Origin of the sequence: Muriicola soli (assembly GCF_004139715.1) — a bacterium.
GTDB lineage: Bacteria > Bacteroidota > Bacteroidia > Flavobacteriales > Flavobacteriaceae > Muriicola > Muriicola soli.
Genome location: NZ_CP035544.1, coordinates 1,119,318 through 1,143,067, shown reverse-complemented (window position 1 = coordinate 1,143,067; position 23,750 = coordinate 1,119,318). Strand labels below are relative to the sequence as shown.

The window sequence follows — 23,750 nt, the reverse complement described above, 5'->3', positions numbered from 1 at the left end:
CTACCTACGAAGAATGAGAAAAAAGGTTTGCTTTTCTCAGTGAAAATGGGAAAACGGCTGTTAATAACTTAGAGCCTGAAGGCATAGGAAAACAAGCGGGCAACAGAAATAATTTGTATCTTGAACTGAATCAATATCTTATATTATAATCATGGCAAATTATTCCCTCAGGATCAACGGAAAACAAGTAGAGGTTGACGTTGATCCAAAAACCCCAATGCTTTGGGTACTCAGAGACCACCTTAAATTGGTAGGAACAAAATACGGTTGTGGAATTGCGCAATGCGGTTCTTGTACTATCCATTTGGGTGATGCCGCCGTACGCTCATGCCAGCTTCCGGTAGCCGTGGTTGGCAATCAGTCCATAACCACTATTGAAGGCTTGTCTGAAAATGCAGACCACCCCGTGCAACAAGCATGGCTCGAACACGATGTGCCCCAATGCGGGTACTGCCAGGCCGGTCAGATCATGTCTGCCGCGGCCCTGTTAAAAAACAATCCCAATCCCAGCGATCAGGATATCGATGCTGCCATGGATGGGAATCTTTGCCGATGCGGCACTTATGTAAGAATCAAACAGGCGATCAAAACTGCAGCGAATTCAGAATCTGCCTGATCCTGAATTAACTACCTTAAAATAAAGAGAAAATGACTAAGATTAGAACACAATATAACAGACGTTCATTTATAAAAGTATCAGCCGCTGCAGGTGGAGGAATGATCATCGGCTTTAGCTGGCTCAATGCTTGTAAGCCCAATTCTCCGGAAATCGCTCAAGGCTTGCCACTTCCTGAGGAATGGTATGAGATCAACGGATATATTAAAATCGGGGATACCGGCCTGGTGACAATTTATTCTCCCAATCCGGAAATCGGGCAAAACGTGCGTACTTCTATGCCCATGATCGTAGCTGAAGAACTCGATGTGCCATGGGATCATGTCGTAGTTGAACAAGCGCCACTGAACACCGGCTTCTATCAAAATCAGTTTGCCGGGGGAAGCCTCTCGATTCGTCTGAGCTGGAATGCGCTAAGAATGGCGGGGGCTACCGGAAGACGTATGCTTTTGGAAGCCGCAGCTAAAGAATGGGGTGTTGAGGTAGCTGATCTGACCGCCAGCGAAGGAATGATCAAAGAAAAAGAAGGTGATCGCTCTGTTTCTTATGGAGATATTGCCTCAAAAGCCGTGGGTATCGAAATTCCTGAAGAAGTAGAGTTGAAGGAGGTAAAAGATTTTAAACTCATCGGTACGAGTCAGAAAAATGTTGACGGGAAAAAGATCGTAACCGGGGAACCGCTTTTTGGTCTCGACTTTCACCGGGATGGGATGAAATTAGCCATGATTGCACATCCACCGGCATTTGGAATGAAGATTGGAAAGTTTAATAAAGATGAAATCATTGGTATGAACGGAATCGATGACGCCTTTGTCATCGATATTTCGATTGAAGAGCCCGGAATGTTTGATGAAAGAGGTTTTCACGAATTGATCGCCATAGTTGGAGAATCTACCTGGCCGCTGATGGAGGCGAAAAAAGCACTGAGGGTGGAATGGGAAACTGTAGGAGAATTAGAAAATTCTGCCAAACACAAAGAACGTTTAGCCACTGCCCTTGAATCGGGAGAAGTTCAGGAGAAACGGCGGGATGGAAATCCCGAGGCTGCCTTCAAAAAAGCAGCAAAAGTGATAGAGCGTACCTATACTGCTCCCTTTATCGCTCACAATACGTTGGAGCCTATGAATTTCTTTGCCAATGTCAGCGCTGATGCCGCTGAACTCATCGGCCCTACACAAACCCCTGAAGCCCTGGAAGGTTCTGTGGCCAAATTGCTCAATATGCCTATTGAAAATATCACGGTTAATATGACCCGGATAGGTGGTGGGTTCGGAAGACGACTTTATGTCCACTTCGGCCTGGAAGCAGCAGCCATTTCTAAAAAAATTGGAGCACCTGTGAAGATGATCTATACCAGGGAGGACGATATGACACAGGGTACTTACAGGCCTACCTACACTTCTGTATACAAGGCCGGGTTGGATGAAAACAACAAGCTTATTGCATTTTCTGTAAAGGGTGCCGGGTTACCGGATGGCCCGGTATTTCCAAATCGATTCCCGGCAGGTACTGTGGAAAACTATTCTGCTGAAAAAATAGCAGCGCCTACCAATGTGACTACAGGGGCCTGGCGTGCTCCCAGGTCCAATTTTACAGCCGGAGCAGAACAGTCCTTCCTCGATGAAGTGGCCGAGTTGGCCGGAAAGGATCCTATAGATTTTCGCTTAGAATTATTTGACCGGGCAATTAATGATCCGGTGGGTGCAGAGCACGACTATGAAGCAGAACGCTACGCCGGAGTACTGAAATTAGTGAAGGAGAAGTCCAATTGGGGAACGCCGATGCCAGGAGTGCATCGTGGGGTTGCTGCTTATTACTGCCACTCCACATATGTAGCCGAAGTATTCGACATGATCATGGAAAACGGAAATCCTGTAGTTCAGAAAGTCTGGTGCGCTGTTGATTGTGGAATAGTGGTAAATCAAGACGGTGCAGTGAATATGATTCAAGGTGGCGTTGTAGATGGTATTGGCCACGCCATGTACAGTCAGCTCACCTTTGAAAACGGGGCACCGAAAGAAATGAATTTCGACACCTATAAACTGATCCGCCATTCACAGGCACCAAGGGAAATCGAAGTATTCTTTGTAGAAAATGAGATCGCTCCTACCGGACTTGGAGAACCGGGATTGCCCCCAGCCATGGGTGCATTGGCTAATGCCATGTACAAGGCTACAGGTGTGCGATACTACGATCAGCCGTTTATGGGAATGGAGCGAAGAGTGCTCGGTTAGGCCGATGCATCAGACAACCTGAAAACCACAGACATACGGATCATCCTCATCGAGGGTGATCCGATTGTATCCGGTATTCTTAGCCCATCCTTTTATTCCGGGTATGATGGCAGGGTAACTTCCTACACTAACGACTCCTTCAATGGTCGCTGTAAATGTAGATCCGATAATGCTTTCGTGAATAAATTCCTGCCCTGCTTTTATCCTTCCCCTGGCATACCATTGGGCTAGCCTGGCCGAAGTTCCCGTACCACAAGGAGAGCGATCAATAGCCTTATCGCCGTAAAATACGGCGTTCCTCCCACTAGCTTCTGAGGTGCGTGGCTCACCTGTCCACATCAGGTGACTTACATCACGGATGGTATCATTCTCCGGATGAATAAAGTGATTCGGGTATTTCTCGTTAATTCGTTTTCGGATTTCAGGACTTAGCTGCACCAACTGAGCGGCACTATAATGCTCAAGGCCTTTATAGTTTTTCTGAGGATCAATAATGGCGTAAAAGTTACCCCCATACGCCACATCAAAGGTAAGGCTGCCCAGAACCGGGCATTCTATTACCAGGTCTTCAGCTGCCAGATAAGAAGGCACATTTTGAAGTTTCACCCAGTTTACTTTGCTCCCTTTCTTCGAATAAGATGCTATAATTAATCCGGCCGGTGTTTCCATTCTTACCGTGCCCTGATTCTTGGGAAGGATCACTTTTTCTTCTATTGCCATGGTGATGGTCCCGATAGCGCCATGTCCGCACATGGGTAAACATCCGCTGGTTTCTATAAACAAGATCCCGAAATCATTCTCAGGGTCTGAAGGGGGATAGAGGATACTTCCACTCATCATATCGTGACCCCTGGGTTCAAACATCAGACCTTTGCGAATCCAATCGAATTTCCTCACAAAATGCTGGCGTTTCTCACTCATCGTCTTACCCGTAAGAGGTGGGCCGCCTTTAACCACAAGCCTCACGGGGTTTCCGCAGGTATGTCCGTCTACACAGTAAAAGGTGTGGCTGGCCAAAAGTGATTAGATTTTTGATTGGGTTAGGGCGCCATCTACCCTTCTCAGCAGCTGGAGAGGATTGGCATTTTGCAAGGCTACCGGTAATAATTCATCCGGGCAGTTTTGATAACACACCGGTCTTAACCAACGCTTGATGGCATCATGGCCAACTGCGGTAAACCGGCTGTCTGTAGTAGCCGGATAGGGTCCTCCGTGATGCATAGAGGCACAGACTTCAACACCGGTAGGTACCCCGTTAAAAATCAGGCGTCCTACCCGGTCTCTCAACAGTCCTATCAGAAAATCATACCCCCTGAGTTCATCCGAAGTACCAATAATTGAAGCCGTGAGCTGACCCTCCAAAAGAGCCACAGAACGCTCAAGGTCCTCTATGTTCAAACATTCTACCAGGAGCGAAAATGGCCCGAAAACTTCCTGGTGGAGTTTGGGATTCTCCATGAATTCTGAGGCACTCACCTTTAATATCGCCTGCCTACCTACATTGGGTTCGGTCTTCTCTTTCCACTCGGCTACAACTGCAGTACCTTTCTGGGAATGCATCATTTTCTTGCCCTCCTCGTATTTTCCTGCAATGTCCGGGTGTAACATACTTGATGGGGAAATATTGAGAATTTCATCCGTCAGGATTTCTGCAAACTGCTCTAATTCTGAACCCTTTATTCCCATCATTATTCCCGGATTTGTACAGAATTGACCACTCCCAAGGGTAACTGAACCGGCTAGAGTTTTAGCCCATTTCTCTTTTTCTTTTTTCAGTATCTCAGGAAGAAAGACAACAGGATTTACACTGCCCATCTCAGCAAAAACAGGAATAGGTTCTTCCCTTTCAGCGGCCATGTTGAACAGAGCACGTCCTCCTCCATGACTACCCGTAAATCCTACAGCTTTGATCTGTGAATGCTTTACCAAAGCCTCCCCTACTGCGTGCCCCTTGCTGTTGAGGTGTGAAAAGACCCCTTCGGGCATACCACTTTTCTTTGCAGCAGAGATAATGGCAGATGACACCATACTGCCCGTTCCGGCATGCATTGGGTGACCTTTAACAATTACCGGGCAGCCGGCTGCCAGGGCACTCGCTGTATCGCCCCCAGCAGAGGAATATGCCAAAGGGAAGTTACTGGCGCCAAAGACAGCAACCGGACCTAAAGGGACCATCATTTTTCGCAGGTCTACTCTGGGATTCGGCTCTCTGTCCGGCATTGCGGTATCAATACTTGCTTCCACAAATGAGCCCTCATCCAGGAGCTCAGCGCAAAGCTTTAACTGATTAACCGTCCTGCTTCTCTCCCCTTTTGCCCTGCCTTCGGGCAAACCAGACTCTTTACAGTATATTTCTATCAGATCTTCCCCCAGGGCCATAATCTCATCGGCAATAGCCTTGAGAAATGCAGCCCGATCACCATGAGTGGTTTCGGAATAAAAACGAGCGGCTTTTTGCGCTAGGGAAACAGCCTGTTCTACTTCCTCCTCGGAAGCTTCGTAAAACAGGGTGTCATTCTCTTTATTTAAAACTGGATTTATTGTTCTGAACGTAACAGAACCTCTTTGTGTACGATCATATCCAATAATATTCTTTCCGTCTAACATGCTTGTTTGATTTCGGCTTTAATTTAAAGTTTAACGACAGGTCTGCTGGCCATTGCCGCATTGATAATCCCTTGTACCCGTTTCCTTTCTTCTCCCTGAAGGGGCAACCTGGGTGCTCTGACGAATTCTGACCCCAGCCCTGTGGCTACTTCAGCTAATTTGATATTCTGTACTAATTGGGGATTGATGTCCAACTCCAGAAGCGGCATAAACCAGCGGTAAAGAGCAAGGGCTTCCCTGTGCTTCCCTTCCTTTATCCATTTATATATGGCTACCGTTTCCCTGGGAAAAGCGCATACCAGACCGGCCACCCAACCATCTGCTCCAGCCAAAAGGCTTTCCAGGGCAAGGGTATCTACTCCACACAGGATGTTCAGACGCTCGCCAAAACGGTTTCTGAGTCGGGTGATATTAGTGATATCGCGCGTAGACTCCTTAACAGCCTGGATATTTGGAAAATGAATTAATTCCTCAAACATCGAAAGGCTTACTTCAATACCGTAATCCACAGGATTGTTGTAGATCATAATGGGTAAAGTGGTACTTTTCGCAATTTCAGAGAAATACGTTACGGTCTCCGTATTATTTGCCTTGTACCGCATAGGAGGCAACACCATGAGTCCGTTTGCTCCGTATTTTTCTGCAAGCTCTACAGCTTTTAGTGCGCCACGGGTAGACTGCTCGGCAATATTTACAATCACAGGTACTTTTCCGGATACATATTTAACAGTTGCCGTTACCAGGGATTCTTTTTCACCTTCTTCCAGGGTACTCGCTTCGCCCAAAGTACCCCCAAGGATAATTCCACTTACTCCTGCCTTAATCTGGGCATCAACATTCTTCAGAAACAGTTCCAGGTCTAAAGTGTCATCACTGGTAAATTTAGTTGTAACGGCGGGCATAACGCCTTCCCACTTAAAGTTCATACGCTGCTGAATTAGAATTGCAAAGTACATTTCTTTCTTTGTAATCACAAGCCGTAAAAAGATTGCACTTTTCTTATTTTTTATGAATTAAACGCTCTGAAAATCAGGGACTCACCCATTATAATTCACGCTTAGTTTTAAGAATCATTTGTACTATTATTTAGAATGTTTTACTTATTTTTGGGCCACTTTGAAAAAATCACCATGATAAAATATCTCTCTATTGCTGGCCTCTTTCTGATGGCCAGCTGTCATTCCACAAGTAAAACAACCAGTTCTGTAACTTCTTCAACCACCACAGCAGATCCTGCTGTCTACGCGGCTACCATTACCGAAAGTGAACTTAAGGAGCATCTTTATACTTATGCTTCTGATGAGTTTGAAGGCAGGGAAACCGGTGAGCCAGGACAAAAAATGGCGGTTGATTATCTCAGACAACACTACCTGGATCTGGAAATTCCGGCGGCACAGGATAACGGCGACTATTTCCAGAAGGTGCCTCTTGAAATGGCCAAATTACCAAAAGGTGCTTTACAAATTAATGGCACAGATTACACCCTGGGCGAAGATTTTATCACCTTTACCCCTTTGGAAGGTAATTTTAATGAGGTGGTGTATGCTGGTTACGGAATTGATGATCCTGAATATTCAGATTACACTGGCTTAGACGTTGAAGGAAAAGTGGTCTTAGTAAAAGCAGGTGAGCCTGCCAATGAGGACGGGACATTTATATTAACGGGTACGGACAGAAATTCCTCCTGGGGAAACATGTCTGAAGGGCCAAATATGAGATTAGTGGCTGCGAAGGCCAAAGGTGTCAAAGCTATCCTCTTTGTAGATTCTGAAAATTTTAATCGCTACGGGCGATACTACAAGCGTATGAAAAGTAATGATCGGGGCAGGTTAGGCTTTGAAGCTGATGCAAATAATCCGGCCTTAATTTTGATCAACGAGGCCATGGCCACGGCCATCTTTACTAAATTCAATGATCTTAAAGGCCCGCTCACTCAGGAAACAAATTTGGTAGCCACTCTGGAAAGCAGCAATGAACCCATCTCTACCGAAAATGTTGTGGCCTATATCAAAGGAGCAGAAAAACCTGACGAATATCTCGTCATTTCATCTCACTTAGATCATATAGGGGTTTCAAAAGACGGAAGTATAAACAACGGGGCGGACGATGATGGATCCGGGTCTGTGGCTATGCTGGAGATTGCCGAAGCTTTTCAAACGGCCGTTGAAGCCGGACACCGACCCAAGCGTTCAGTGGTGTTCCTGCATGTAACCGGGGAAGAAAAAGGACTGTTGGGCTCACGATATTACACAGATTACAATCCTGTATTCCCATTGGAGCAAACAGTAGCAAATCTCAACATCGACATGATAGGGCGAATTGATCCTAAAAGAGAAGGCGATCGCAATTACGTCTACCTCATAGGGTCAGATAAGTTGAGTTCAGACCTTCATAAACTCTCAGAAGAGATCAACGACAAATACACGAATATCACCCTGGATTATACTTATAACGACGAGAATGATCCCAACCGCTTTTACTACCGAAGCGATCACTACAATTTTGCCAAAAACAACATACCGATAATCTTTTATTTTAACGGAACTCACGATGACTACCATAGGCCCGGAGATACGCCGGATAAGATCAATTACGACTTGCTGACGAACAGAACCAAGTTAGTGTTCCACACCGCCTGGGCAGTGGCAAACAGGAGTGAACGTGTAGTGGTAGACAAGGATTCGAAATAGTAAACTTTTTTAGTAAGATCAGACCAACAGGATTCAAATTTCGCAGAAAGTTGTAAATCTGCTCCCTGTACTATAGAAAAAAGAAGTCCCGCTGATAACAGCAGGACTTTTTTGCTTTTGGGTGGAAGACCGGGCTCGAACCGGCGACCTCTGGAACCACAATCCAGCGCTCTAACCAACTGAGCTACAACCACCGTAACTAAGCGGTGGCAAAGGTAATTTTTTTTGCCTATTGCATCAAAATAAAACAATTGATATTTTAAAATAAAATCAAGTTAGACTTAACTCAAGGATTTTAACAGTTCTATAGCGTACTATTTGGCCATTTTTACGACCACACGTCCCAAAATATCGATATAACACACAAAATCCGGCGTTTCACAACAAATATTAGAACCGGCCTGCCTTGCATCTTATTTTTATTGCTTGAGATATTATATAGGTATGCGCCAATTTGCGTCTTCAATAATCAAGCATCAGAATGTATTTACCAGATCGGTGAGCTGCCTGCTGATGGCCATCCTATGCTTCATTCCAACCTGTGCGCAGGATGACTCTAAAAGTCTGCAATCCAAAATAGAGTCCTTACGAGCTCAGGAGAACTTTCAGGTAACAGATACAGTCCATATCAATCTTCTCAACCAATTAGGTAAGAATTATCGCTTCTACAAGACTGATAGCCTGCTCACTATATCAAAACAAGCCTTGAAATACAGTCAGAATGCCGAATATGTAAAAGGGCAGAGTGAGTCTTATCTGGGATTAGGGGATTATTATTCCGGAAAAGGTGAAAGGGTTGCTGCGATAAACAATTACACCAAAGCCCTTGTCCTCTCCAAAAACATCGAGGCTAGTGCATTAACCCTAAGAATTATTAATAATCTGGCTTCAGAGTATGCCTTTAAAGGCGATTTTGCCAAGTCCCTGAGTAATTATCTCAAAGGAATCGAGCTGGCGGAAGAAAAGGGTGAATTGGAGATGTTATCGATAATGAATGAGAATATTGCCGGCCTTTATGCCTCACAGAAGGATTACGATCAGGCCCAGATATTCTACGATGCCGTAAAAAAACTGAATGAAAAACTCGGAGATGAAGTAAACTCGGCTCAGACCATGAGCAACCTGGCTTCTCTTTACGCCGATATGGGGAAATTAGATTACGCCATGTTCAATGTGAACCGGAGTATTTCCATTTTTGAAGACAACCAGGTAATGGATTGGCTTGCCTACGCCTATGAAATAAAAGGAAAGGTATATCTGAAACAAAATAAGTACCAATGGGCATTATATTGGTACCACCAGGGAGAATTACTTCATGAAAACCTCGACGATGACAGGGGTAAGATCGATTTATTCAATGGGATAGCAGAGGCTTACCTGGGGCAGAAAAAGGACAGTCTCGCCCAGAAATATGCGATGGAAGCCTATGAAATTTCCAACCGCATCAATTTTGTGGAAGGAACGCAGAAGTGTGCAAAAACACTTTACAAAATCAGCAAAAACAGAAAAGAATTCAGAAAAGCCCTGGCATTTCATGAAATCTACCAGGAAGTCAGCGATACCCTTCACCGAAAGGAGAATAAGAAGAGTTTAACCATGCTCAAGACCCGAGAAGAATACAATCGGCAGAAACAAGAGCTGATAGAAGCCAATCAAATCGCACTTGCCAAACAGCGGGGATTGATCTACGCCGGTATTATCGTATTGATCATCTTTGCCATTATCACCTTCTTTATCAAAAGAGCTGAAAAGATTCAAAAGAGGCTAAACACCGAATTAAAGGCGAAAAAGGAAAAGCTGGAAGCACATGAAGCCGCCCTAACCGACAGTAATGAGACTAAAACAAAACTCTTCTCTATCATAGGACACGACCTCAGAGGTCCTATCGGGGCATTGCAGGGCTTGCTGCAGATGTTTACTGACGGAGAAATGAACAAATCAGAGTTCTTTGAATTTATCCCCAAACTCAAGAGTGACGTGGATCATATCTATTTCACCTTAAACAATTTGTTGTCATGGGGTAACTCACAAATGAACGGATCAACAACCAAAGCCAGTGTATTCTCTCTGGAATCCATTGTTGATGAGAATATTAACCTGCTTTCTGAACTTTCAAAATCAAAATCCATTAAAATTGTCAGCGAACTCAGCGGCAATACCCTGATCTGGTCAGACAGTAATCAGATTGATATTGTTGTACGAAACCTGATCAGTAATGCGCTTAAGTTTACTCCTGAAAATGGGATGATTACCATCAAAGCCCAGGAAAAGAATGACAACTGGGAAATCGCTGTTCGAGACACCGGCGTAGGCATGGATAAGGTTACTGTTGAGAATCTTTTTAAAAAGAACAACAATATTACCACCTACGGTACCAATAACGAAAAAGGGACAGGTCTTGGTCTCTCACTCTGCAAGGAAATGGTTGAGAAAAATGGAGGAACTATCTGGGTAGAAAGTGCCCTGAGAAAAGGGAGTACTTTCTTCTTTACCCTACCCAAAGCCGAAGACAAATACAGTCAGGCCAGTTAAATAATATCACTCAGGCTTTTTACCCCTACAAATCGCTCTGCAGTAAAACCCTCTGCGTATTCAACCCCAATGATCCTGCCCATATCACGTGCCCGATAGGTGACACTGTCTGTGAAATTCTTACTACTTATAGGGGTACTGGGTTCCTTACTTTCAGGATCGTAAAACTGTGAGGAATACGCCATGATAGATTCCATCTTCTTATCCATAAAGCCTGTAATGTCTACTACAAAATCCGGATCGAGATTTTTCCACTGTATGTAGTGATACACTTGTTTTGGGCGCCATGCTTGCTGCCACTGGTCATCTCCCTCTGCCATGGTGTCAATTTTAACCAAGCCACTCAGGAAACAAGCATTACTCACTAACTCACTACCCCTGGCGTGGTCAATGTGACGGTCTTCAATTGCATTGCATAAGACTATATCAGGTTGGTACGTTCTGATCTTTCTGATCAGGGCCAGCTGATGTTTCTGATCATTGAGAAAAAAGCCATCGGCAAACTCCATATTCTCCCTCACACTCAGTCCTAAAACTCTAGCAGATGCAGCGGCTTCCTTATCCCGTATTTCTGCCGAACCCCTGGTTCCTAGCTCGCCACGAGTAAGATCGATGATCCCTACTTTTTTGCCCAGGGAAATTTCTTTGGCTATAGTTCCTCCTGCACCCAGTTCGGCATCATCCGGATGGGCACCAAAAACTAATATATCTAATTTCATAAATCCTTGTTCTTTGGAAAATTAATGCGAAGGGACAGTTAGTTGCTGTTTCTTTGCAATATGGATGGCTTGTTCTATATCTTTTTTCAGATCGTCCACTTCTTCTATCCCTACTGAGAATCGGACAAGTCCCTCTCTGATCCCTTGCTTTTCGCGCTCCTCCTCTGAGAGTAAGGCATGTGAGGTTTGAGAAGGCGAAAGTACTGTGCTTTCCACTCCAGCCAAACTCATTGATGATTTGATCAGTTTCAGGGATTTCTGAAAATGTGAAGCGTTGATGTTTTCCTTTAACTCAAAAGACATCATTCCGCCGAAGCCGTGCATCTGAGCTTTTGCTATTTCATGGTCGGGATGACCTGGCAATCCGGGATAATACACCCTGGTGATATCGTCATGTGCATCGAGAAATTCAGCCAGGTTTTGAGCATTTTCGTTTTGTGCCTTAACGCGCAATCCCATGGTCTTAATACTGCGTTCCAACAGCCAGACGGTATAGTCGCTCAGACTACCCCCCAGGTTTTTCGCCAGATGGAAAATGCGTTCCATATGTTCTGATGAAGAGGCTACAGCCCCGGCAAGGATATCCGAATGCCCTCCCATATATTTGGTTGCGCTGTGAATAACTACATCAATTCCAAGATCAATCGGATTTTGATTCACCGGACTGGCAAAGGTATTGTCGATCATTGAAACGATTTGGTGTTGCTTCGCAATGTCTGCAATAGCTCTGATATCAGTAATAGTCAGCAGGGGATTTGAAGGAGTCTCGATATAAACCACTTTTGTAGCAGGGGTTATGGCTTTTTCAACAGATTCCGGATCAGATCCGTCTACAAAACTAAAGTCTATTCCAAATTTTTCAAATTGCTCGGTGATAAGATGATAAGTACCCCCGTACAGCATCCGTTGTAGGATAATATGATCCCCTGCTTTTAAAAAGGCAAGGATGGCCGTGCTTATCGCTGCCATTCCACTCCCGAAGATCATGGCCTCTTCCGCATGTTCCAGGGCTGCAATTTTTTGAGATAATGCCATTTGGTTAGGCGTATTAAAATATCTCGGATATCGCTTTATTTCCACATCCTCAAAGGCATATGAGGTGCTCATATACAACGGGGATACAGCCCCCTTGAAGGTTGTGTCCTTTAGTTCCCCCACATGGGTGCAGACCGTATTCAGACCTTTTTTCTTAGTTTTCATATCGCCATTATTGATGCGCCTAAAGGTACAAATTTCACTTAAACCACTGTTCGCTTCCAATAGCCTTTTCTAAACCAGATCACGGCAATTACTGAGAGTATAACCTCGGCAAGGGTTATCGCAAGGAAGACCCCCAGGGCTCCCCAATCGAGATAGAGGGAAACCAGATAAGCAAAGGGCAATTGAATCAGCCAGAACGCAATAAAATTGATCTTAGTAGGCGTCCCGGTATCACCTGCCCCATTAAATGCCTGGGTAATCACCATCCCGTAGGCGTAAAATACATAGCCCGCGGCAACGACCTGCAGGCACAGCGCTCCGTTCTCAATAACTGAAGTTTCCTCCGTGAATAAACCGATGATCCCTCTTGCGAAAAGGAGGTAAATCAGGGATATGGAGAACATAAAGATGGCGTTGTATTTCCCGGTGATCCAAACCGACTTTTCAGCTCTTTCAGGCTTTTTAGCACCCAGATTCTGACCTACCAGTGTTGCAGCAGCATTGCTCATACCCCATGCAGGCATAAAGGTAAACATCATTACCCTGATAGCGATCGTGTAACCGGCAAGGGCTTCACTGCCAAATTCTGCCATCAGTCTCATCAGGAAAACCCAGCTGGAGGTACCAATAAGAAATTGAGCAATTCCACCGAGGGAAACCTTGATTAAATTGAGCATAATATTAAACCTCAACACGATATTTGAAAAGGCAATCTTAATCTTACTCCCGCCCCTGAACAGAATATAAAGCTGGAAGATTACAGCACTTCCCCGCCCAATATTGGTGGCTATCGCTGCGCCCATAACGCCGTATTCGGGTATCGGCCCAAGGCCAAATATAAAGATCGGATCCAGTATGATATTCAGGCCATTAGAGAGGATGAGGGTCCACATGGCGATTGAAGCATCCCCTGCACCCCTGAAGATGGCATTGATCAGGAAGAGCAGTACAATGGTGATATTGCCTCCCAGGAGATATTTTGTGTAGCCATGTCCTTCAGCAATAAGGTCGGGTGAACCCCCATCAGGGCCAGTATTTCCTTGGAATATATCAGCCCAAACACCCCTATGACAAGGGCGATGAAAATACCTAAAAATATGGCCTGGACTGCTGCCCTGACTGCTCCTTCCCTGTCCTTCTCCCCTATCCGCCTCGCAACTACTGCCGTTGCGGCCATGCTTAACCCAATAGCCAGGGCATACACCAGGGTCACGACGGATTCGGTGAGGCCAATGGTGGCAACTGCATTGACGCTAACTTGAGAGACATAGGCAATATCGACAATGGCAAAGATTGATTCCATCATCATTTCCAGGATCATAGGAATAGACAGCATAAAGATGGCCTTTCGAAGGCTACCCGAAGTAAATTCACTTTCTTTCCCGCTTACCGCGATCAGGAATGAACTGTATAGTTTTTTAAATGTGATTTTATGAGAAGATGACATAGCTTAGAAATTTATGTTTGGTGAAGAACAAAGTGCCTTTAATTGGAGAGGAAAAGATCGATCAGATCTTTGCCTCATCCGGAAAAGCAACTTTGCGGAACATAATTTCTATTACTTCATAATGAGATAAAGATGCAGAATTTTTTTTAACTATTGAGAATTATCAAATAAAAAAGGAGAGATAAAATATGTAAAGTACTGATTATCTGCTATTTGAATTCCTGTATCAAATCTTGTGCTTAGTCCGGTTTTACCGTACTATCAGTATTTCCACTAATCATCTATGAAGAAATCGGATAACTAAATCTGCTACTTTGCGTAATGAACCTTGTACCTCCAGTAGCTCAGCGCTCCTAAGGCCATGACCCCTACCACCGTGTACCAAATAAAGGAAGGGGTGATCACCTGTGCCCCGCTGGCATAACTATGTAATCCTACCAAGTAGAAATTTACGCCAAAATACGTCATCATAATACTGGCAAAAGCGAGGATACTCAAGAAGTTAAACAACCATTTTCCCCTTAAGCCAGGTACCAACCGGGTATGGATGACGAAGGCATAGACCAGAATGGAGATTAGGGCCCAGGTTTCCTTAGGGTCCCAGCCCCAATACCGGCCCCAACTCTCGTTTGCCCATTGCCCACCGAGAAAATTACCAATGGTAAGCATGATCAGGCCCACTGTTAAGGTGAGTTCATTGATGATGGTAAGTTCTTTCAGAGTGAGGTCCATTCGGGACTTATTTTTCTTATTCGTGAGGATGATAAGTAACAGAGAGACCACTCCAAGGATCATCCCTACCGTTAGAGGCCCGTAACTACCTACAATTACAGCAACGTGGATCATCAACCAGTAACTGTCGAGAACGGGTACCAGGTTGGCAATAGCCGGGTCTACCCAACTCTGGTGTGCGATCCAGAGTAACATGGAAGTGACAAAAGTTGAGGCTGCTATGGTCATATCGCTCTTTCTTCCCAGGGACAGCCCCATGGCTAGAGTAGCCCAGGAAACGTATAAAATACTTTCATAAGCATCACTCCAGGGTGCGTGACCCGAAATATACCACCTCATTATCAGTCCGGCCGTATGCCAGATAAAGAAGAGAATGATAACTCCTTTGAAGAAATAGGTGGCAACCTTCCAAATTTCGCGGTCCTTAAAGATTCGTAATACCAGAACGAAAAACATAAGGATACCAACGAGCGCGTAGTATTTATAAAGCCTGTTAAAGATGTCGAGTTTGTTGTAGATCACCTCAGCTTCTACCCGGTTTTGCGAAGGCAGCACCTCCGAGCCGTGGTTCTTTTGATTTTGTTGAAAAGCGGCGAGAATTTTATCCGTTTCTGAATAGTCCCCGCTTTGTTTGGCTTCCCTCAGGGAAATCAGATAGTACGGAACGGCATTCTGAATAAAATTAGCATAGAGCGAATCTCCGATCTGATATTTTCCACTGCGATATTCCATTGCAGAGATCCATTTGTTATTTTCGTCGTTGAGGAGTGGAAAAATTTTCAGGATCTCACCACTCAGGGCCCTATCCAACAAACTCAACCTGAAATAGGCGTCCTTAAAATCCTGCTGGAACTTATTGGGCGTCTGCGTGGCAAATGCCTCCTGTAGATAAGGAGCTAATTTATTCCGGCCCTGTGCATCGAAAAAATCGGTGGCTTTTATAAATTTTTGTCCCTGAGGCACCCCAATAATCTTGCGAATACTGTCATTTTGGGCTTTCTTATCCAGGGCGATAAAATCAGTATTATACCAAAGTGCCGGATTCAGCATCATGGAAAGAAAAACCTGGTCAGCATTCATCTCCTTATAAGTATCCTTTAGGCTGAGTTTTCGGAGTAATTCCGAAGCAAAAGTATTTATCGGCTTCATCCTGCCTCCCTCATCCTGAATAATGAGTTTCCCAAACTTTGCCGCATGCTCTTCGGATATTACAGTACTGGTGAGGAGGGAATCGAGCTGTGCTTTTGAGGGACCATTATTGCGTATATGATCATCAGCTTGAGGCGCTTCCTGAGCAAAAAGAGGTGTACAGAGCGCTAAGAGCACTATCGTAGCGATGGCTGCTTTTTTCTTCCTCAGTTTCTCCAAGGAGTTAGCGAGGTCTTTAAACCTGGTTTTCCCAAAGAACATAATTCCCAGAAGTCCGAGATAAAGCAGAAAATAGCCTGTATAAGTGATCCAGGTACCCAGCATGTCATGATTTACAGAGAGGACGGTTCCTTTCTCATCCGGATCAAAGCTCGCCTGGAAAAATCGATACCCTTCATGATCCAGTACGTGATTCATGTAAATATCATAGTCGAACGGGCGTTCATCCTCCACGGTAATCTTGCTCATGAAGGAAGCATAGGCCTTTTCGGTGCCGGGATATTTTTCAGCGATAAAATCGTTGAGCTTTATGCTAAAAGGCAATTCATAAACCTTTGACCCATATCCAAGGGTAAAATCGAGGCCGCCGAGAGTAAATTTATCCATGTAATTACTACTGCCCTTCCCTCCTAACACTTCTTTTCTAACGGTCTCACCATTGGTCGTTATATCAAGGATTAAGGCATCCTGGGCGTTCTGATTCTCTTCTTCTTCGGGAATGGGTACAATCCCGTAAGTACCCTTGATCAAAGGCTCTGGTATCACAAATTGCATCGTCCCTATGGAATACAAGGACCTCAGCTGCAAAGTCTGAAGGCTATCGACGGAGAGGTTGCCCTGAAATTGATCAGCCATCCGCATAAAACTCCCCACAAAGGGTGACTTTATCTGATACTCTTCTCCGTCTGTAAAAATATTGATCGCACCATCGGTCGCCTTATTAAGCGAGAACAGTACGTTGTGGATATTAGCAATTTCTCCTTCAGCGAGGTAGTGCTCGTGGCGATTTCCATCACCGGCTTCGACGATCTTTAAAAAATTTGATCCATTTTCATCAGGGATCAGGCCCTTTTTGGCGCCCTGTATAAATCCCGCGTATTTTATCTCAAACTCCTGCCCGTCAAAATCATCCCTCCAGGGCAAACTAGCCTGAATAGCCTCTGGTGTTACGATGAGGTTATCTTGAAGCGGTTTCCGCCTCAGCTCGCCATCCATCTCGCCGTCGACCAGCACGGTGAGGTAGGTTTTATCAGAATAAAAGACATTTTCTGTATTTCCCTCCCGGATCGGCATCATCCCTTCGTATCCTATATAACGGGTAACCCCTGCCCCAATAATGATAAGAATCCAGGAAAGGTGCAAGGTAAGGACCGGCCATTTCTTCCATTGAAGAAGTCGGTATCTAAACATATTTCCCATGAAATTAATCACGAAAAATATCATGATCACCTCAAACCACGTGGCATTGTAAATCCAGATCTTGGCGGTTTCCGTGCTATACATACTCTCGACAAAAGTGCCGATCGCCATTGCGGCTGCAAAAACCAAAAATAGAACCGCCATAAGGCGGGTAGAAAAAAGGATCTTTTTTAAGGTCTCCATCATCAATAAGAACTATTTGCCCATTATGAGGTGCAAAAATACGGCCTTTCTGCCTTTTTAAGGGGTTGAAGTTGCCATAAAAAGTTAAACATTATTGTTAATTCTTTACTAAGTTAATCCTTGTCAAAAATTGTACTTTTGGGCATGCTTAAAGTCATCCTCATAGGCACAGGGAATATCAGCAAATTTCTGTTTGATGTGTTTATCTCAGATCCTTCGGTGGAAATGGTTCAAGTGGTGGGTAGAAATGAAAAAGCACTGGAACATTTTAGCGCATCTACTCCTGTTAGCAACAACTTTGAAAACCTAAAAGAGGCTGATGTTTGCATTATCGCAGTCAATGACAATGCAATAGAAGAGGTATCGCATCGCTTGAATATTAAAAAGGGAATACTCGTACATACAGCAGGAAGCATAAGTATAGAAGTACTTCCAAAACACCTGCGAAGAGGTGTTCTTTATCCTTTGCAAACGCTGAGTGGCATTGTCCCGGAAAAAAGGAGGGAGATACCCATCTGTGTGGAAGCAATTCAGCAGGAGGATTACGAGGTCTTACATCAATTGGCCCGCTGTATTTCAGACCGTGTTGAAAGAATCGATTCTGAACAGCGGAAACAACTGCACCTCGCTGCCGTATTCGCAAATAATTTCAGTAATCATATGTATTTCCTCGCTTCGGAAATTTGCAAGGATCATGAGGTACCATTCGACCTTTTACGACCCCTGATCCGCGAAAGCTGTAATAAGATCATGAATTTTTCGCCATACGAAGTCCAAACCGGCCCTGCGCGGAGGGGAGACGTTAATATCCTTGAAGAGCATCTGAATATGCTCAATAACAAAAAGCTAAAAGAAGTCTATACAACCCTAAGCGAATCAATACAAGAAACCTATGGAAAAAAGTTATAAGGCCTATCTGAGTCAGATCTCAACTTTTGTTTTTGATGTAGATGGAGTGTTTACAGATGGCAAGGTGCTGGTGACCTCGGAAGGGGATTTATTGAGAGCAATGAACATTATGGACGGTTATGCCGTAAAAACTGCGATTCAAAAAAAATACAATATCTGCATTATTACAGGCGGCACAAACGAAGGGGTTAGGAAACGTTTAAAGGGCCTGGGAGTACAGGAGGTTCATCTGGGTGCCCACAATAAGGTGGAGGTCCTGAACGATTTTTTAAAGAAAAAGGAAATCCCGGCAGCACACGTTTTGTATATGGGAGACGATATTCCAGACATCCCTGCCATGCAAGAAGTGATATTGCCTTGTGCCCCACAGAACGCAGCCCCTGAGGTCAAAGCCATTTCTAAATATATCTCACATAGAAATGGAGGAGAAGGCTGTGTTCGTGATGTTATTGAACAGGTATTGAAAGTAAGGGGCGATTGGTATCAAAATTTTAGTGCAGCCAATGATTGAGAATCCGCTAAGCGATAGACTAAAAGATTTCAGGATATTTCTGGCTTCGGGATCTCCTCGTCGGCAGGAACTTTTGAGAGCGTTGGGGGTTTCTTTCGAACTTGTAAAGAACAATGTGGAAGAGACTTATCCGGAACACCTGAAAGCCGCAGAAATATCTGATTATCTCGCACAATTAAAAACGGTTAACCTGACCCAAAAGTTAGAGAAGAGTGATATACTGATCACAGCAGATACCGTGGTATGGCACAAGGGCGTATCCCTTGCTAAGCCGTCCAATAAAGGGGAAGCTCTGGATATGCTAATGAAACTATCTTATGACTGGCACGAAGTGATTACAAGTGTTTGCTTTTCTACATCCGAGGAACAAAAAATCATGAATTGCACTACTGAAGTGCTCTTTAAACAATTAGAAGCGGAAGAAATTGAATTCTACACGACTGCTTTTGAGCCTTTTGACAAGGCCGGCGCTTATGGAATTCAGGAATGGCTTGGGAATATTGCCATTGAAGAAATCCGAGGATCCTACTCTAATGTGGTTGGGCTACCTACACATTTAGTTTACAAAACGTTAATGGACATGGCCTCCTGACCTTGTTTGGGTACCTTTGCGAAAATTTTAAGCATGGTATTTCAAACGAATTTTCGCTCTTTTATTTTCATTTTCACAGTACTTCTTTCGATGGGGTCTTGCAAGGAAAAACAAGAAGAAATAGCTTCTGTTACGTCGGAAACAGCTTCAAATTCCGAATTTGGGAAGGAGGAAGCCAGGCCCCTGTCTGAAGATTTTAAAAAATACTGGTTTGCCGGCGAAGCAGAGATCACTTCGTACCGACTAGAGCAGGCGAGATACGGTGAAATAAGAGATGGGGAAGCCGTCCTGATCTTTGTAACTGAGCCCTTCGTTCCGGAAAAACAGGTGAAGGCCGATCAAAGCTCGCCCTCAAACGTTTCGGTATTAAAACTAAATGCGACAAAAAACTTCCTGACCGGGATATATCCGTACTCCATAATGAGCAGTACTTTTTATCCCGTTGCCGATAACCAGCATGCCATAAAGGTGACTTCCTCCATTCAAGAATGGTGCGGTCAGGTTTATGCGCAATTGAACAACAGAGAGGAATTTGAAATACAGTCGTTCTCCTATTTTGAAGCAGAAGGAGATCAAAAGCTAAAACTCCAAAAAAACAATTTGGAAAACGAAATATGGTCCAGATTGCGGATCAATCCGGAAGCCCTTCCCAAGGGTGAAATCAATATGATCCCTTCCCTGGAATACCTGCGACTGGTACACCAACCCATTCAGGCTTACAAAGCAGTAGCTAAAATTGAAAAAAATGACGAAAGGTCTGTTTACACGCTAACCTATCCTGAGCTGCAACGTGAATTAAAAATTACTTTTAATTCTTCATTTCCACATGAGATTCAAGCCTGGACTGATACCTATCCCAGTGGTTTTGGCCCATCTCCAAAAATACTTACCACAAAAGCGACAAAAATAGAATCTTTAAAAACTCCTTATTGGCGAAGAAATGGAAATGAGGATGTATCTTTACGCGATTCATTGGGAATATAAGTTAAATGGAAGATTTTATTTTTGACCACACAAGGGAATTGTTAGGATCAATTGTTACCCTTATGATGGTTTTGATCCTGCGTTTTATAACGTATAAGGCCGTTAGGAAAGTTGGCAGTATCAGTGACCTCAACGAGGCCAGGACACGCCTGGTAAGCAAGTATATTTCCTTTGCCTTTTGGGTTTTCGCCGTTGTGGCCCTCATCCTGATCTGGGGTGTTAACATCAGGGAACTCGGCCTTATTTTCTCCTCTGTATTTGCGGTTATCGGGGTGGCCCTATTTGCCCAGTGGTCCATTTTAAGTAATGTAACCGCCGGCATTATTCTCTTCTTTTCGTTTCCTTTTAAAATAGGAGACCGGATCCAGATCATGGATAAGGACCTTGAGACTTCAGGGACGTATCTCATCGAAGATATCAAGGCCTACCATATTCACCTGCGAAGGGAAAACGGAGAATTGATCACCTACCCCAACAACCTGATGCTTCAGAAAGCGGTGTGCGTAATTTCCGATGAGGACCTCGATAATGATGGTAGTGACGCCATCTAGGCTGTTAAAGAATTTTTAAAAACCTCTCAGACCCTGTATATCTTTCTATCTTTGGGCATCAAGCAATTCAACCAATCATGCGCTACCGACTGAGATTACTTCTCTGTTTTCTGATGGTTATGGGTTTTACTTTCGGCCAGGCGCCGGACAGACCTTCGTCGACAGACATTTTCCACAGTTTACAAAAACTCAATTTCCTGGGCTCCGCAATGTATATCGCGGCTCATCCGGATGATGAGAATACCCGACTTATTTCTTATCTCTCAAATGAAGTACATTCCCGAACTGCATATCTCTCCATTACCCGGGGCGATGGGGGGCAGAATCTTATTGGGCCGGAATTAAGAGAGCTTTTAGGAGTATTGCGTACTCAGGAACTGCTGGCAGCCAGAAGGGTGGATGGCGGGATACAATATTTTACCCGTGCTAATGATTTTGGATATTCGAAACATCCTGATGAAACTTTGAGGTTATGGGATAAGGACGTGGTGTTGGGGGATGTGGTTCGACTTATACGTCAATTTAAACCTGATGTGATCATCAATCGTTTTGACCACCGCACGCCGGGATCCACTCATGGCCACCATACTTCTTCAGCCATACTCAGCGTTGAAGCATTCGATCTTGCAGGAGATAAAGAGGCTTATTCTGACCAACTCGGCGAATTGGACCCCTGGAGTCCTAAACGACTTTTTTTTAATACCTCATGGTGGTTTTATGGAAGTCAGGAAAATTTTGCTAAAGCCGATAAGTCGAGACTCCTAGAACTGAATACAGGAGTATACTTCCCCATGTTAGGAATATCAAACAATGAAATTGCCTCTTTGGCAAGCAGCCAGCATTTGTGCCAGGGTTTTGGCCGCTTAACTTCAAGGGGAGCAGAAAGAGAATACATTGAACTACTCAAAGGAGAAATGCCCGAAAAAGATCCCTCCAATCTTTTTGAAGGAATTGACACCTCCTGGTCTCGAATCGAGGGAGGAAAAGCTATAGGAGATCTCCTATACAAGGTGGAAAACAGTTTTAATTTTAAAGACCCTTCCACTCATCTTAACGATCTACTCACGGCTTATACCTTGTTGTCGAAAACGCAGGATGGACACTGGAAACGGATAAAGTTAGAAGAGCTAGAGGAGATCATAGCCAGCGTCTCGGGACTCTACCTGGAAGCTTCAGCTGAATCCTCTTATTCAAATCCTGGAAATACTGAAAACGTGACTATTGAAGCCATAAATCGAAGTAAAGCTTCAATAGTGCTTAAATCAATTTCTATTGCTGGTCGAACCCGCCTTCAACCCGAAGAAAAATTGGTGAATAACCAAAAGAAGAATTATGACTTCCTGTTCCAGATTCCTGCAGAAACAAACTATTCAGGCCCCTATTGGCTCAGGGAAAAAGGCAGCCTTGGGATGTATAAAGTCGATGATTTAAATTTAATAGGTAAGCCGGAAACACCAACTGCCTTTAAAGCGAAGTTTAATTTGGAAATTGAAGGCGTAGCCATATCCATCGAAAAACCATTGATCTATCGTTTCTCCCGTCCCGATAAAGGAGAACTTTATAATCCTTTTAATGTCTTACCCGCCGCATCGGCATCCATCACAGACAAGGTTTTTATCTTCTCTGACGCCGACCCAAAGGAGATTGCAGTCTCTGTGAAGGCCTTAATGGATAATGTCAGGGGAAGTCTGAGTCTTACTGTTCCTGTCGGGTGGAATGTAGACAAAGCACAAATACCGGTTGAACTTTCCAAGGATGGCGAAGAAAAGATCTATCGATTTGTGATCACTCCGCCCGATGATGAAAGTGAAGGCATAATTACACCGGTACTTACCATTGGTAATAAAGTCTTAAACAAGGAATTGATAACCATAGCTTACGACCACATCCCTTCTCAGGCTGTTTTGCTGCCTGCTGAAACAAAGGTAGTTCGGTTAAATATTAAAAAATCCGGGCAAAATATAGGTTACATTATGGGCGCAGGTGATGATATTCCCCAAAGCCTGGAACAAATCGGATATACGGTCTACACTATTTCTCCCGAGGATATTCAGAAAGGATCTCTTGCTAAATATGATGCTGTGGTTGTCGGGATCAGAGCGTATAATGTTGTAGACGAGATGAAATTTAAGCAAAATGCCTTGCTCGACTACGTTAAAGAGGGAGGAAATCTGATCATTCAATACAATACCTCGGGACGGAGTGGCCTTAAATTTGACAATCTGGCCCCCTACCCGCTCAATGTTTCGAGAGACAGGGTTACAGATGAGGATGCCCCGGTGAAAATACTTATGCCGCGGCATCCGTTAATGAGCTTCCCCAACCAAATCACAGATAAAGACTTTGATGGCTGGATTCAAGAGCGTGGCCTCTATTTCCCTGATCAGTGGGACAAGGCCTTTTCCCCGGTATTATCCATGGCCGATCCGGGTGAATCTGAAAAAGAAGGAAGTCTTTTGATTGCCTCCTATGGAAAAGGAACGTACATTTATACCGGCCTCAGTTTTTTCAGAGAGTTACCGGCAGGAGTCCCCGGAGCCTTTAAACTCTTCGCCAATATGCTGTCCCAAAACAAAGCTGAAGTGCAAAATGAAATTCCTGTAAAAGGTAAATAATGGACGAAGTAAAAAAATGGAAAAGAGAGTATTCCCTGGTGATCATCCTGAATGCTCTTT

The 23,750-nt window shown here is 44.2% G+C and carries 16 protein-coding genes, 1 tRNA gene and 1 pseudogene; 10 read left to right on the top strand and 8 right to left on the bottom strand.

What is annotated here, in order from left to right; genetic code table 11:
* The first annotated feature begins 151 nt into the window (after window positions 1–151).
* Together EQY75_RS05010 and EQY75_RS05005 are read left to right on the top strand one after the other, a co-directional pair.
* Complete coding sequence (locus EQY75_RS05010) at window positions 152–616, top strand: (2Fe-2S)-binding protein (RefSeq protein ID WP_129603430.1); 465 nt, start codon at window positions 152–154, stop codon at window positions 614–616.
* A 32-nt stretch (window positions 617–648) separates the two neighbouring features.
* A complete protein-coding gene (locus tag EQY75_RS05005; RefSeq protein ID WP_129603428.1) occupies window positions 649–2,850 on the top strand; it encodes a xanthine dehydrogenase family protein molybdopterin-binding subunit in 2,202 nt (733 codons plus the stop codon).
* Between the two features lie 9 nt (window positions 2,851–2,859).
* Here EQY75_RS05005 and EQY75_RS05000 read toward each other — a convergent pair whose 3' ends face one another.
* From EQY75_RS05000 to EQY75_RS04990, 3 genes are read right to left on the bottom strand one after another with little or no spacing between them, the layout of a single operon-like run.
* Complete coding sequence (locus EQY75_RS05000; RefSeq protein WP_129603426.1) at window positions 2,860–3,867, bottom strand: 4-hydroxyproline epimerase; 1,008 nt, start codon at window positions 3,865–3,867, stop codon at window positions 2,860–2,862.
* 6 nt (window positions 3,868–3,873) lie between these two features.
* The gene (locus EQY75_RS04995) at window positions 3,874–5,457 is read right to left on the bottom strand and encodes an aldehyde dehydrogenase (NADP(+)) (RefSeq protein ID WP_129603424.1); all 1,584 of its coding nucleotides are present in this window, start codon (window positions 5,455–5,457) and stop codon (window positions 3,874–3,876) included.
* Window positions 5,458–5,480: 23 nt separating this feature from the next.
* Window positions 5,481–6,383: a dihydrodipicolinate synthase family protein gene (locus EQY75_RS04990; RefSeq protein WP_129603422.1), complete on the bottom strand. Its 903-nt coding sequence runs from the start codon at window positions 6,381–6,383 to the stop codon at window positions 5,481–5,483.
* A gap of 204 nt (window positions 6,384–6,587) precedes the next feature.
* Here EQY75_RS04990 and EQY75_RS04985 point away from each other — a divergent pair, with 204 nt between their 5' ends.
* Window positions 6,588–8,147, top strand: a complete 1,560-nt coding sequence (locus tag EQY75_RS04985) for a M28 family peptidase (RefSeq protein WP_129603420.1) — start codon at window positions 6,588–6,590, stop codon at window positions 8,145–8,147.
* 119 nt (window positions 8,148–8,266) lie between these two features.
* Here EQY75_RS04985 and EQY75_RS04980 read toward each other — a convergent pair.
* Window positions 8,267–8,342, bottom strand: a tRNA-His gene (locus EQY75_RS04980).
* 231 nt (window positions 8,343–8,573) lie between these two features.
* On the opposite strand from EQY75_RS04980, the gene EQY75_RS04975 reads away from it, so the two are divergent.
* Window positions 8,574–10,679: a tetratricopeptide repeat-containing sensor histidine kinase gene (locus EQY75_RS04975; RefSeq protein ID WP_246020012.1), complete on the top strand. Its 2,106-nt coding sequence runs from the start codon at window positions 8,574–8,576 to the stop codon at window positions 10,677–10,679.
* Here EQY75_RS04975 and bshB1 read toward each other — a convergent pair.
* The 4 genes and pseudogenes from bshB1 to EQY75_RS04955 all read right to left on the bottom strand — a co-directional run bounded on the left by bshB1 (window position 10,676) and on the right by EQY75_RS04955 (window position 17,531).
* Window positions 10,676–11,398 carry a bacillithiol biosynthesis deacetylase BshB1 gene (gene bshB1 / locus EQY75_RS04970; RefSeq protein ID WP_129603418.1) on the bottom strand — a complete coding sequence of 241 codons (723 nt, stop codon included), beginning with the start codon at window positions 11,396–11,398 and terminating at the stop codon, window positions 10,676–10,678. The two genes, EQY75_RS04975 and bshB1, sit on opposite strands and share 4 nt — an antisense overlap.
* Before the next feature lie 21 nt (window positions 11,399–11,419).
* Complete coding sequence (locus tag EQY75_RS04965; protein ID WP_129603416.1) at window positions 11,420–12,598, bottom strand: trans-sulfuration enzyme family protein; 1,179 nt, start codon at window positions 12,596–12,598, stop codon at window positions 11,420–11,422.
* 38 nt (window positions 12,599–12,636) lie between these two features.
* A pseudogene (locus tag EQY75_RS04960) lies at window positions 12,637–14,045 on the bottom strand (MATE family efflux transporter).
* 309 nt (window positions 14,046–14,354) lie between these two features.
* Window positions 14,355–17,531, bottom strand: a complete 3,177-nt coding sequence (locus EQY75_RS04955; protein WP_129603414.1) for a cytochrome c biogenesis protein — start codon at window positions 17,529–17,531, stop codon at window positions 14,355–14,357.
* Window positions 17,532–17,672: 141 nt separating this feature from the next.
* Between EQY75_RS04955 and EQY75_RS04950 the strand changes: the two genes are divergently transcribed.
* The 6 genes from EQY75_RS04950 to EQY75_RS04925 all read left to right on the top strand — a co-directional run bounded on the left by EQY75_RS04950 (window position 17,673) and on the right by EQY75_RS04925 (window position 23,690).
* A complete protein-coding gene (locus tag EQY75_RS04950) occupies window positions 17,673–18,437 on the top strand; it encodes a Rossmann-like and DUF2520 domain-containing protein (RefSeq protein WP_129603412.1) in 765 nt (254 codons plus the stop codon).
* Complete coding sequence (locus tag EQY75_RS04945; protein ID WP_129603410.1) at window positions 18,421–18,948, top strand: KdsC family phosphatase; 528 nt, start codon at window positions 18,421–18,423, stop codon at window positions 18,946–18,948. The genes EQY75_RS04950 and EQY75_RS04945 overlap by 17 nt, the downstream gene beginning before the upstream one ends.
* A complete protein-coding gene (locus EQY75_RS04940) occupies window positions 18,941–19,540 on the top strand; it encodes a Maf family nucleotide pyrophosphatase (RefSeq protein ID WP_129603408.1) in 600 nt (199 codons plus the stop codon). The genes EQY75_RS04945 and EQY75_RS04940 overlap by 8 nt, the downstream gene beginning before the upstream one ends.
* Before the next feature lie 90 nt (window positions 19,541–19,630).
* A complete protein-coding gene (locus EQY75_RS04935) occupies window positions 19,631–20,524 on the top strand; it encodes a septum formation inhibitor Maf (protein ID WP_246020010.1) in 894 nt (297 codons plus the stop codon).
* 5 nt (window positions 20,525–20,529) lie between these two features.
* Window positions 20,530–21,075 (top strand): mechanosensitive ion channel domain-containing protein, encoded by a 546-nt coding sequence (locus tag EQY75_RS04930; RefSeq protein ID WP_129603404.1) that lies wholly within the window; start codon window positions 20,530–20,532, stop codon window positions 21,073–21,075.
* A gap of 77 nt (window positions 21,076–21,152) precedes the next feature.
* Window positions 21,153–23,690, top strand: a complete 2,538-nt coding sequence (locus EQY75_RS04925) for a PIG-L family deacetylase (RefSeq protein WP_129603402.1) — start codon at window positions 21,153–21,155, stop codon at window positions 23,688–23,690.
* Window positions 23,691–23,750: the final 60 nt, after the last annotated feature.

Coding starts and splice junctions, on each gene's coding strand:
- EQY75_RS05010 (WP_129603430.1), top strand. CDS start 152: ATGGCAAATTATTCCCTCAGGATCAACGGAAAACAAGTAGAGGTTGAC.
- EQY75_RS05005 (WP_129603428.1), top strand. CDS start 649: ATGACTAAGATTAGAACACAATATAACAGACGTTCATTTATAAAAGTA.
- EQY75_RS04995 (WP_129603424.1), bottom strand. CDS start 5,457: ATGTTAGACGGAAAGAATATTATTGGATATGATCGTACACAAAGAGGT.
- EQY75_RS04990 (WP_129603422.1), bottom strand. CDS start 6,383: ATGAACTTTAAGTGGGAAGGCGTTATGCCCGCCGTTACAACTAAATTT.
- EQY75_RS04985 (WP_129603420.1), top strand. CDS start 6,588: ATGATAAAATATCTCTCTATTGCTGGCCTCTTTCTGATGGCCAGCTGT.
- bshB1 (WP_129603418.1), bottom strand. CDS start 11,398: ATGAAATTAGATATATTAGTTTTTGGTGCCCATCCGGATGATGCCGAA.
- EQY75_RS04965 (WP_129603416.1), bottom strand. CDS start 12,598: ATGAAAACTAAGAAAAAAGGTCTGAATACGGTCTGCACCCATGTGGGG.
- EQY75_RS04955 (WP_129603414.1), bottom strand. CDS start 17,531: ATGATGGAGACCTTAAAAAAGATCCTTTTTTCTACCCGCCTTATGGCG.
- EQY75_RS04950 (WP_129603412.1), top strand. CDS start 17,673: ATGCTTAAAGTCATCCTCATAGGCACAGGGAATATCAGCAAATTTCTG.
- EQY75_RS04945 (WP_129603410.1), top strand. CDS start 18,421: ATGGAAAAAAGTTATAAGGCCTATCTGAGTCAGATCTCAACTTTTGTT.
- EQY75_RS04940 (WP_129603408.1), top strand. CDS start 18,941: ATGATTGAGAATCCGCTAAGCGATAGACTAAAAGATTTCAGGATATTT.
- EQY75_RS04935 (WP_246020010.1), top strand. CDS start 19,631: ATGGGGTCTTGCAAGGAAAAACAAGAAGAAATAGCTTCTGTTACGTCG.
- EQY75_RS04930 (WP_129603404.1), top strand. CDS start 20,530: ATGGAAGATTTTATTTTTGACCACACAAGGGAATTGTTAGGATCAATT.
- EQY75_RS04925 (WP_129603402.1), top strand. CDS start 21,153: ATGCGCTACCGACTGAGATTACTTCTCTGTTTTCTGATGGTTATGGGT.